Source organism: Microvirga sesbaniae, assembly GCF_025460805.1.
Lineage (GTDB): Bacteria > Pseudomonadota > Alphaproteobacteria > Rhizobiales > Beijerinckiaceae > Microvirga > Microvirga sesbaniae.
On the sequence record NZ_JAMXFJ010000043.1, the window covers coordinates 24042 to 34148 of the forward strand.

The following is a 10107-nucleotide window of genomic DNA, read 5'->3' on the forward strand; positions in this document are numbered from 1 at the left end:
CGCCCCCCCCCATCCAATCACCACCCGGGGCCCCGGGGGCGGGTTGGGCCCCCCCCGGGGCCCCATTTTGGATCCCCGTTTCCCAGACCATCAGCTGCTTGTGTCGCCTGCACACCGTGCAAAGCCCATTTCTCCGTGAAACGAGGCAAGGCCTGAAGTGGTTGTCCCAAGTGAGCCGCCGCAACCAACAAGAAAGCGCTGCCTAACTAGGCAGCGCTCACCTACTTGTCAGGCCCAGCCTGAGTTTATTGCGCTGCCCACTTCATCGGCTCATGTGGCTCTTCAACGAGAGGCTCTGTCTTTGGAGGAGGAGTGGTCTCCTTTGCCGCTTTCAGGAGACCGGACGTCTCAAGCGAGCGACTGAGAGCAATGATGACGTCGTCGGCAGTAGATCCATTGCTTCCTTGAGAGGTTGCCCGGGATTGGTCCAGCATATCGAGCACCGCCTCGACCTGCTGGCTTGAGAGCGGCACCTCGTGGTGCGACTGAAGGCCATTCAGCGCGATGTAGCGCCATTCGTAAGTGTACTCAGTAGTCACCTCGGGTCCGAGCCAAGTCGGAACCTGGAAGGCTTCTGCCTGCTGAGCATCGACGAACGCGACGGTGATGAGATCAAAGCTGCTGGGATACACGACACGGTCGAGCTGTATCGCATAGTTGAGACCGCTTTGAGGTGGCAGATGGAGCCGGTCATAGGAGATCTGCCCAATGCAAAGACCAAACAAGGCCTCGGCATGTTCGCGCGGAAGGGGAGCAAGCTTTTCCACCGGATCCCCTGACTCATCCTGCCCTGACAGGACAAAGTGAGCTTGATCAGCCTCCAGCCGTATCAGTTGATCTTTGCCGGGCTGGGACGAGAGGTACCCTTCGACGATCTGACGATCGACTCCTCGTTCTCTCGCAAGGAGGCGAGCGATGCATGGAGACACATGGAAGCGTCGAACAGTCTTCATGAGAGCACCTGGAGAACAACATGACAGTGGAATACGGGGTGCATCGTCTGCTCCAAACTGTTTACAAAGAATGAGCGCAACGCCTCCCCAACGATCGACGCCGCGCCGTCAGACCCAAATGAAAAAGCCCCGGATTGCTCCGGGGCTTCCCTTTTTCGCGTCGTGCGAGAAGTTCTTAGAAGTCCATGCCACCCATGCCACCGCCCATGCCACCTGCCGGCATCGCCGGAGCGGACTCCTTCTTCGGAGCGTCGGCCACCATGGCCTCAGTGGTAACCAGCAGACCAGCGACCGATGCTGCATTCTGCAGAGCCGTGCGGACGACTTTCGCCGGATCGACAATGCCGGCCTGGAGGAGATCGACGAACTCTTCGGTCTGGGCGTTGAAGCCGAAGGTGTCAGACGTCGAGTTGTCGTTGATCTTGCCGACCACGGTAGAACCCTCAACGCCGGCGTTCTCGGCAATCTGGCGGATTGGAGCTTCCAGGGCTCGCACGATGATGCTGATGCCTGCCTTCACGTCCGGGTTGTCGCTGGAGAGCTTCTGGACAGCAGCCTTGGCGCGCAGCAGAGCCGTGCCGCCGCCAGGAACGATGCCTTCTTCCACCGCTGCGCGGGTGGCATGCAGCGCATCGTCGACCCGGTCCTTCTTCTCCTTCACCTCGACCTCAGTCGCGCCGCCAACGCGGATCACCGCGACACCGCCGGCGAGCTTGGCCAGGCGCTCCTGGAGCTTCTCACGATCGTAGTCCGAGGTGGTCTCCTCGATCTGCGCCTTGATCTGCTGAACCCGAGCCTCGATGTCCTGCGTAGACCCAGCACCGTCGATGATCGTGGTGTTCTCCTTTTCGATGCGAACGCGCTTGGCCCGACCCAGCATGTCGAGGGTGACATTCTCGAGCTTGATGCCGAGGTCTTCGGAGATGGTCTGACCGGCGGTGAGGATCGCGATGTCCTCGAGCATGGCCTTGCGACGATCACCGAAGCCCGGAGCCTTCACGGCGGCGATCTTCAGGCCACCGCGCAGCTTGTTCACGACCAATGTCGCAAGGGCTTCGCCCTCGATGTCTTCCGCTACAATCAGCAGCGGCTTGCTGGTCTGCACCACAGCCTCGAGGATCGGGAGCAACGCCTGCAGCGAGGAGAGCTTCTTCTCGTGGATGAGGATGTAGGGATCCTCGAGTTCGGCGATCATCTTCTCGGCGTTGGTGATGAAGTACGGCGAAAGGTAGCCGCGGTCGAACTGCATGCCCTCGACCACGTCGAGCTCGGTCTCGGCCGTCTTGGCTTCCTCGACCGTGATCACGCCCTCGTTGCCGACCTTCTGCATCGCCTGGGCGATCATCTCGCCGACAGGAGCATCGCCATTGGCCGAGATGGTGCCGACCTGGGCGATTTCCTCAGATGAGGCCACCTTCTTGGCGCGGGCCTGGATGTCCTTCACGGCCTCGGCGACGGCGAGATCGATGCCGCGCTTGAGGTCCATGGGGTTCATGCCGGCGGCGACCGCCTTGGCGCCCTCGCGCACGATGGCCTGGGCCAGGACCGTCGCCGTGGTAGTGCCGTCGCCGGCCACATCGCTCGCCTTCGAGGCGACTTCGCGCACCATCTGGGCGCCCATGTTCTCGAACTTGTCGGAGAGTTCGATCTCCTTGGCGACGGTGACGCCGTCCTTGGTGATGCGCGGAGCGCCGAAGGACTTCTCAAGCACCACGTTGCGGCCCTTCGGGCCCAGCGTGACCTTCACGGCATTGGCGAGAATGTCGACACCACGGAGCATCTTATCGCGGGCGTCGGAGGAGAACTTGACGTCTTTGGCAGCCATGATCTGAAATCCTGTTGCTTTGAACCTGTGAGGGGTGGGGCTGTCTTAGGCGGCCTTTTGCGCTTTGGCAGATTGCTCAATCACACCCATGATGTCGGATTCCTTCATGATCAGGAGGTCCTGACCGTCGATCCGCACTTCGGTGCCGGACCACTTGCCGAACAGCACGCGGTCGCCGGTTTTCACGTCGAGGGCAGCAACCTTGCCGCTCTCGTCACGGGTGCCGGGGCCGACGGCGACGACTTCGCCTTCCTGCGGCTTCTCCTTGGCGGTGTCCGGAATGATGATGCCGCCGGCCGTCTTTTCCTCGGCTTCGATGCGGCGGACGACGACACGGTCGTGCAGCGGGCGAAACGTCATGGGGGTACCTCCTCGTTCTTCAAATTGGAGGCACTCGTCTGCGCCGAGCAGCACGTTTAGCACTCGACGCATCAGAGTGCTAAACGTGGAAATAATCCAATGCTTCGGATGAGGCAAGACCTCTTGAAGAGGCCAAGCTTAAGGTGCGTTGACTCCATGTGAGCACTGTCGGAGCCGTTAGCCCCTTGGCTGCCCTTCATCGCTTATCCGCTGAGGTCCATCTCAACGCCGTCCGACCACTGACGAACGGTTTAGCTTTTGTTGCCGCAACTGACGCCTGAAACGGCAACAAAATAGCCCCGCCAGCCTGCGGCCAGTGGGGCGAATGAAATGGCTTGGTGATACTAAGTTTCAAAACCCGAAAACGGTGCACTCTTGCTGGTAAACTTGGACGGGACGATGACAAAAACGATGCGCAGTTGGCGCTCATCTCCTGATCGATCGCTGAAGGCGCTCATTGACCCGTTCCTTCATGTGTCCATACTGGCATCCATAAAGCGCCTGATCGGATCTATCCGAACCCTGCTGTCGCGTCGTCCAAGGACCAGGATTCAAGCGGGTCTCACCGCCGTTGAGTACGAAGCGATCTGTCTGATTGCGTATGATGGAAGGGCAGCCTATGCCCGAGCACGGCAGCAGGCGTATTACTGCCGCGCAAGAGGCAGCGAGCAGGGGCTTCGGTTCTGGTCGGCTGTGGCGACCGAAGTTGACCGGAGAGCAGGTGCCAGCGCGAAAGGCGCCAGTCAGCCAATCCGATAAGACTCACCATCTTCGCCCATCGAGCTCGAGACCGCTCCTCACGTCAAAACTCAATCATGCCAGAAGCACCGGATCAGCACGGTCAGTGAGCGGCATGCACGAATGATGGGCCGGCCCATCAGAGGTCCCTCAATCCAAGTCTGTCTGCAGCCTCACACCCCGTTACTGAGCGTCTTTGAGGTAATTGACCACGATCGATGGTAGCTCGCGCCGCTTGCCAGAGGCGCGGCGCTGGAACGCATCGAACTCGCCCTTGCGGATCATGGCCGCCTCAAAGCTCAGCCCAAAACGCTCGGCAATTTCCTCCACAGTATCAGTCGCATTGAGGAGATAATTCGGAGCCAAGAACACCCCGGCAAAGCGCTGTACCGCCCGCGGTTTTTGAGACACCGGATTGAAGCCTACGCGGCGAGGGACGCGGATGGAAGCTGGTTGTGCCGGGCGGCCTTCGGCGTCTGAAATCCGTGCCGGACTATCAGCCAAGTGGAGTTGTAGGTTTCTCGGAAGGCCAGCAGCGCCTGGCGCAACTCCTCGATGGTCTCGAACGAGCGCACCCACAGCAGGTTCTCCTTCAGGGTGCGGATGAAGCGCTCCGCACAGCCATTGCCTTCCGGCGCCCGCACGAAGGCAGGCGAGCTCTCAATCCCGAGAAAGCGCAGCTCATCCTGGAACGCCCGCGACATGTACTGGCTGCCATAGTCGTGCCGGACCAACAGGCCTGCGGCAATCTTTCTGTCAAAGCCGCCAAAGTGCTCGCGCACGCCCTGCCGCAGCGGCTCGAGAGCCTCGAACCGCGTGCCCTGACGGCTGGCGTGAAGGCCGAAGCACTCGGCACTGAAGTGATCGACCGCCACGAACACGGCAGCTTCCCCACAGCGTGTCGACGGTCTCCGGAATGATCGTGCCGTCATGGTTGCGTGGACCGCGGGGTGAGCCTGTCCGGGACGGCGCCAGCAGGTCGTGCTCGCGCATCAGCCGCAACACCCGGCGCAGCGAGGTGCGGATGCCCTTCAGGCGCAGGCGCGCCCAGACCTTCCGATGACCCTCGCCATGGAACGGACTGGCGGCCAGGACGGCGCGGATCTCGGTGGTGAGCTCCGGATCGGACAGCGGTCCGACCGGGCCCCGGCGCAGTCGGTGGGGCTGCGGCTGGCGATGCCGGTACACGCTGGCCCGCGCCACCCGCCAGATCCGGCACACGCGAGCCAGACCATAAGGCCGGCCGCTGCTCGGCGAGAGAGCCCAGCTCATCGCCTCGACCTCCTGTGAGCTAAAGGGCGGCCGCTCTCCAGCAGGGCAATCTTGGCCTCCAGCAGTTCCCGTTCCAGCAGCAACTCGCCGAGCCGGGCCTTGAGCCGCTCGCTCTCGACCGCCTCGCTAGTAGCCAGCCGGGTGGCCAGACTGGCCTCGCCGGCGGCCAGGAAAGCATCGCGCCAGCCGCTCAGCGTGGCGGCCGTCACGCCCAGGGAGCGCGAGACCGTGTCCAGATCCTCACCGCGCAGCAGCCGCAGAACCGCCTCGCGTTTGCGCTGGCGCGACATGCGCCCACCGCGACCCGGACCGGCCGCATCCTTCATCGTCTCTATCATCGTCATCACCCTTCTGCGGATCCTGTCCGCTTATAGGGTGTCTCAGGAAACGCGATCTCCGGCCTGTTCTCCCCAAGCCACTGTGTGGCATCAGCCTGGCTGACGACACACTCAGTCGCGGCCCAGGTGGGGTCCTCGAGCGACTCGTCCCTCAGCCGGGTAGCGGCATAATAGACCAGTTGGTGCAGCCCCTCGTAGCCTGGATGAGACTCAAGTGCATCCGACGATCCAGGTGCTTGACCAGCCCAAGCCAGCCAAGTGCAGAAGGCTCTGCCGATCAGCCTCGACAACCCATGGCATCGCGTCAAACTGGAGAGCCAGGGCATTGCCGGCGGTCTGGCACGAGGCTCGGATCGTTGCTCACTTCCCGGAAAAGGATCGGGAGCGGTTACCTCGTTTTTCCAGGTTCACCGCTTGCGCTCAAGGGGTGCAACCTCCGCCTGTGCTGTGCGGACACCGCGGGCCGGTGGCTGTGGGGGAGTTGGCGCTTTACGCACAATCAACCCAGCCTGGGGAACACCCGCCTGCGGCTGACGACCTGTCGATGAGACGGCTTGAAGCGGAGGGCGAGCCATGGCTGGCTTTGGCTGAACCGGGACCTTCTCTTGGGACAGGCGAGCGATCTCGTTCTGAGCGAAACCTTTCGACATGCTGGGCTCTAGGACCTCAGGTGCTGGGCTCTGGGATTGGGTCTGTCCGGGCAACGTCGGGCTCTGACCTGCTTGCAATTCGGCAGCTGGGGCCGATACCTGACGCTCAGGTTCTGCGGTCAGCCCGCGCGATCCAGAAAGCAGGCTCCATCCCGCGACGGCGCTTAGCCCCAGGACGACAGCAGCGGCTTGGTAGCGGCGCGGGAGAATGCGCGTGAAGGCCTGAAACATCGAAGCTCCTGGAGCAGGAAGACCTAGCGGGATGACAACCGTCTGGATCGGAACAGCCGGCTGGCGGCGCTCGCGGGACGAGAGCCCGTGTGCCTCAGGATAGATCGATCAGGGTAGCTGAACCGTTAAGGAGCCACGGGGCGAGAGGTCGGCTGAGCACAAAGCCTGATATTCGTTCGACTGCCCGTTGCCGTAGGCTTCCTGTCGGGATGGTTGTGCAACGAAATTGCCTTGTAGGCGCCAGGTTAATTGGCAGAGGAGTTGGCACCATCGCGTGCCGCGCCCACATGGAAAATGGTCGACCGCGCCGGCTCGTCCGCCGCGGTCGACCATGATGGGATTACGCGGCCTGCTGGATCGCCGAGAGCCTCCAGGAGGAGCCATTGTCACGGCGGAAAGTCCAAACCTCCGTGACCTCCTCAGTCTTCTCCGGCTCACCGGCAACAGCCTTGCCGCTCGCCCGGTCAATCATCTGCTCGGTGATGGCATAGCGCATCGCGACCGTGGCATAGTCGGTCGGGCCCTCACGCCACGCCTCGGCGAGATCACCCTGCAGGAGCTTCACGCCCGAGATGGCCTCACGCACACCCTTGCGGGCGTTCTCGTTCAACTCCTCCTGGAAGTATCCGGCCATCTCCGGCGTGGCCAGCGTCCACAGGGCAGCAACGTCCTCGCGGCCATAGGCCGTCTGAATGTCCCCGAGAGCCTGCTCGAAGGCAGCGAAGTCCTCGGGCCTTATGGCGAGCTCCTGGGTGCGCGGCTGTGAAGCCGAGGCTGTGCTGGCTGCTGCAGCCGCACGCATGCCGCCAGCAGCTGCTCCGCCATCCGGCGGGATCATGCCACCGAGCGTCGAGCGCTGCATCGGGGCGCCAGCGGGGATCCCGGCCAAGGCTGGCTGCTGTCGCCGGCGGAAGAACCGGATCACCAGGAAGACCAGACCGCCGATGAGCGCGACCTGCGCCAGGAACCCTAGGATCGAGGCCAGGGACCCGAGGCCGCCGAAAAGGCCTGCGCCGAACAGCGCGCCCAGCAGACCTGCCCCGAGCAGACCAGCGAAGAACCCGCCACCGAAGCGGCTCCGTGTGGGTTGGGCCGCCTGGGCCGACGGAGTGGCCGGACGAGACTGAACTTGGCTTGGTGTGGTCTGCGAGCGCTGGAGCGGTTGGGCGGCTGTGGGAGCCGTCTGGGTGGCCGGAGGGGCATCGAAGGTGCGCGAGCCGCGTGAGCCCATGCTGCCTTTGCTCCTGGCCTCGGCCATGCCAGTCATGGCAACCACAAGCGCACCCGCCAGGGCGAACGCGACGCGTCCGCGGCTTGAAGGGCTCGCCGCCTTGCGCCTGGGCTGACCGTTCCCCCGGTCGGTTGGAGACTGTTGCATCAGATGTTCTTTCCTGAGATCCGCGTCGAATGGGCTGCGCTACTCTTCTCGCTGTCTCTCCAAACCCTCTTGATTGGGGGCGAAGGGACAGCGCAGAAACGGCGTAGATTTGCCGATGGACCGCTTTCGTCGCCGGCGTCTCGAACCCGCGCTTGCTGGCAGGCGATGACCTCGGCACGTCTACTGGAATGGTCCATGACCGGTATACGGAGCTGGCCTCGACCTTAATCCTGTCGTCGGCAAGAACTTTGCCCGCGTCTCACTTGGCCAATGCGGTCAGGCCTGCGCCCGGCGCAAGCATGATGAAAGCCCAGACAAAGGCAGAGGCGATGGTCGCTGTCTGGAACAGCAGTATCGGCATCGCGAAGATCCCGGCTGTCAGGGGCACCACAGCGCGCAGCGGGCCGATGAAGCGTCCCAGGAAGACGCCCCATGCCCCCCATCTGGCAAAGAACTGTTCGCCGCGGTCACTGAGATGCTGGTGCGACGAAAGAGGCCAGACGCGAAACACGGCATGCTTGAACCGAAAGCCGATGGCATAGGACAGCCAGTCGCCGAGGATGGCGCCGAAGGCCGCTCCAAGCCAGATCGGCCACAGCTCCAGACCGCTTGCCCCGGCTAATGCACCGATCCCGAGAAGCAGCACGGTCGAGGGGACAAGCAGCGAGACAACGGCGAGCGACTCGGCGAAGGCCAGCGCCCCGACAATCAATGGAGCCCAGCCCTGGTGCGCCCGAACGAAGTAGAGCAGCATCGTCGTGAGGGTGTCGAGGTCCATGGGCTTTCCCATTCAAGCGCTGGTCACGAGGTGACGACGCGTGCCAGCGGAAGCCGGCACGCGTTGGTTGTGCGATTGTTATCACTCTCCTGCATTATGCCGGTTTTGGCACGCCCGTTGGTCCTGCCAGCGGTACGGCCGGACGCGGCGCCCTGTGCTTCGCGCCACTTGTGCCGCCATCGTCGCGTACCGGCGGCTGGCCGTCGAGGAGGTTGCGGATTTCCTCGCCGGTCAGGGTCTCGTACTCGAGCAGGCCGCGGGCCAGGGCCTCGAGTTCGTGCGCCTTCTCGGTCAGGATGCGCCGGGCGTCGTTGAGCCCGTCCTCGACCAGGCGGCGGACCTCCGAGTCGATCTTCTGGGCGGTCGCCTCGGACACGTTCTGCTGCCGGCCCATCTGCATGCCGAGGAACACCTCGTCCTGGTTCTCGCCATAGGCGACCGTCCCGAGCTCCGGCGAGAAGCCCCAGCGGGTCACCATCATGCGGGCGAGACGGGTCGCCTGCTCGATGTCGGACTGGGCGCCGGACGTGACCTTGTCCTTGCCGAAGATCATCTCCTCGGCGATGCGGCCGCCCATCATGATCGCCAGGCGCGAGGTCATCTGCTCGTAGGACATGGACAGCTTGTCCCGCTCGGGCAGCTGCATGACCATGCCGAGCGCGCGACCACGCGGGATGATGGTCGCCTTGTGGACCGGGTCGGTGGCCGGGACGTTGAGCGCCACCACCGCATGGCCGGCCTCGTGATAGGCGGTCAGGCGCTTCTCGTCGTCGGTCATGACGAGGGTGCGGCGCTCGGCGCCCATCATCACCTTGTCCTTGGCGTCCTCGAATTCGCGCATGGTGACGATGCGCTTGCCGCGGCGGGCCGCCAGCAGGGCCGCCTCGTTGACCAGGTTCATCAGGTCGGCGCCCGAGAAGCCGGGGGTGCCGCGGGCGATGATCTTCAGGTCCACGTCGGGCGCCAGCGGCACCTTGCGCACGTGGACGCGCAGGATCTTCTCGCGGCCGACCACGTCCGGGTTCGGGACGACGATCTGGCGGTCGAAGCGGCCCGGGCGCAGAAGCGCCGGGTCGAGCACGTCGGGGCGGTTGGTGGCCGCGATGATGATCACGCCCTCGTTGGCCTCGAAGCCGTCCATCTCCACCAGGAGCTGGTTGAGGGTCTGCTCGCGCTCGTCGTTGCCGCCGCCGAGGCCGGCGCCGCGATGGCGGCCGACCGCGTCGATCTCGTCGATGAAGATGATGCAGGGGGCGTTCTTCTTCGCCTGCTCGAACATGTCGCGCACGCGGGAGGCGCCGACACCCACGAACATCTCGACGAAGTCGGAGCCCGAGATGGTGAAGAACGGCACGTTGGCCTCGCCCGCGACCGCCCGGGCGGTCAGGGTCTTACCGGTGCCGGGAGGGCCGACGAGCAGGACGCCGCGCGGGATCCGGCCGCCCAGGCGCTGGAACTTCTGCGGGTCGCGCAGGAACTCCACCACCTCCTGCAGGTCTTCCTTGGCCTCGTCGATGCCCGCCACGTCGTCGAAGGTGACGCGGCCATGCGCCTCGGTCAGGAGCTTCGCCTTGGACTTGCCGA

At 63.8% G+C, this 10107-nt stretch carries 7 protein-coding genes and 1 pseudogene; all 8 read right to left on the minus strand.

Annotated elements, in window-relative coordinates; translation table 11 throughout:
- Positions 1-245: 245 nt before the first annotated feature.
- Entirely contained in the window at positions 246-953 is a 708-nt protein-coding gene (locus OCW50_RS28675; protein ID WP_262299930.1) for a CYTH domain-containing protein, read from the minus strand.
- Between the two features lie 175 nt (positions 954-1128).
- Positions 1129-2778 (minus strand): chaperonin GroEL, encoded by a 1650-nt coding sequence (gene groL / locus OCW50_RS28680; RefSeq protein ID WP_262299931.1) that lies wholly within the window; start codon positions 2776-2778, stop codon positions 1129-1131.
- 45 nt (positions 2779-2823) lie between these two features.
- Complete coding sequence (groES, locus tag OCW50_RS28685) at positions 2824-3138, minus strand: co-chaperone GroES (RefSeq protein ID WP_262299936.1); 315 nt, start codon at positions 3136-3138, stop codon at positions 2824-2826.
- A gap of 921 nt (positions 3139-4059) precedes the next feature.
- Complete coding sequence (locus OCW50_RS28690) at positions 4060-4287, minus strand: hypothetical protein (RefSeq protein WP_262299932.1); 228 nt, start codon at positions 4285-4287, stop codon at positions 4060-4062.
- 11 nt (positions 4288-4298) lie between these two features.
- A pseudogene (locus OCW50_RS28695) lies at positions 4299-5492 on the minus strand (IS3 family transposase).
- A gap of 1215 nt (positions 5493-6707) precedes the next feature.
- Positions 6708-7745, minus strand: coding sequence for a TIM44-like domain-containing protein (locus OCW50_RS28700; protein WP_262299933.1), 1038 nt, complete (start codon positions 7743-7745; stop codon positions 6708-6710).
- A 259-nt stretch (positions 7746-8004) separates the two neighbouring features.
- Complete coding sequence (locus tag OCW50_RS28705) at positions 8005-8523, minus strand: DedA family protein (RefSeq protein WP_262299934.1); 519 nt, start codon at positions 8521-8523, stop codon at positions 8005-8007.
- Between the two features lie 94 nt (positions 8524-8617).
- The coding region (gene ftsH, locus OCW50_RS28710; RefSeq protein WP_262299935.1) for an ATP-dependent zinc metalloprotease FtsH at positions 8618-10107 on the minus strand (1490 nt) is incomplete at its 5' end.

Excerpts from the sequence above, each read along its gene's own strand:
- OCW50_RS28675 (WP_262299930.1), bottom strand. The coding sequence starts at position 953 with ATGAAGACTGTTCGACGCTTCCATGTGTCTCCATGCATCGCTCGCCTC.
- groL (WP_262299931.1), bottom strand. The coding sequence starts at position 2,778 with ATGGCTGCCAAAGACGTCAAGTTCTCCTCCGACGCCCGCGATAAGATG.
- groES (WP_262299936.1), bottom strand. The coding sequence starts at position 3,138 with ATGACGTTTCGCCCGCTGCACGACCGTGTCGTCGTCCGCCGCATCGAA.
- OCW50_RS28700 (WP_262299933.1), bottom strand. The coding sequence starts at position 7,745 with ATGCAACAGTCTCCAACCGACCGGGGGAACGGTCAGCCCAGGCGCAAG.
- OCW50_RS28705 (WP_262299934.1), bottom strand. The coding sequence starts at position 8,523 with ATGGACCTCGACACCCTCACGACGATGCTGCTCTACTTCGTTCGGGCG.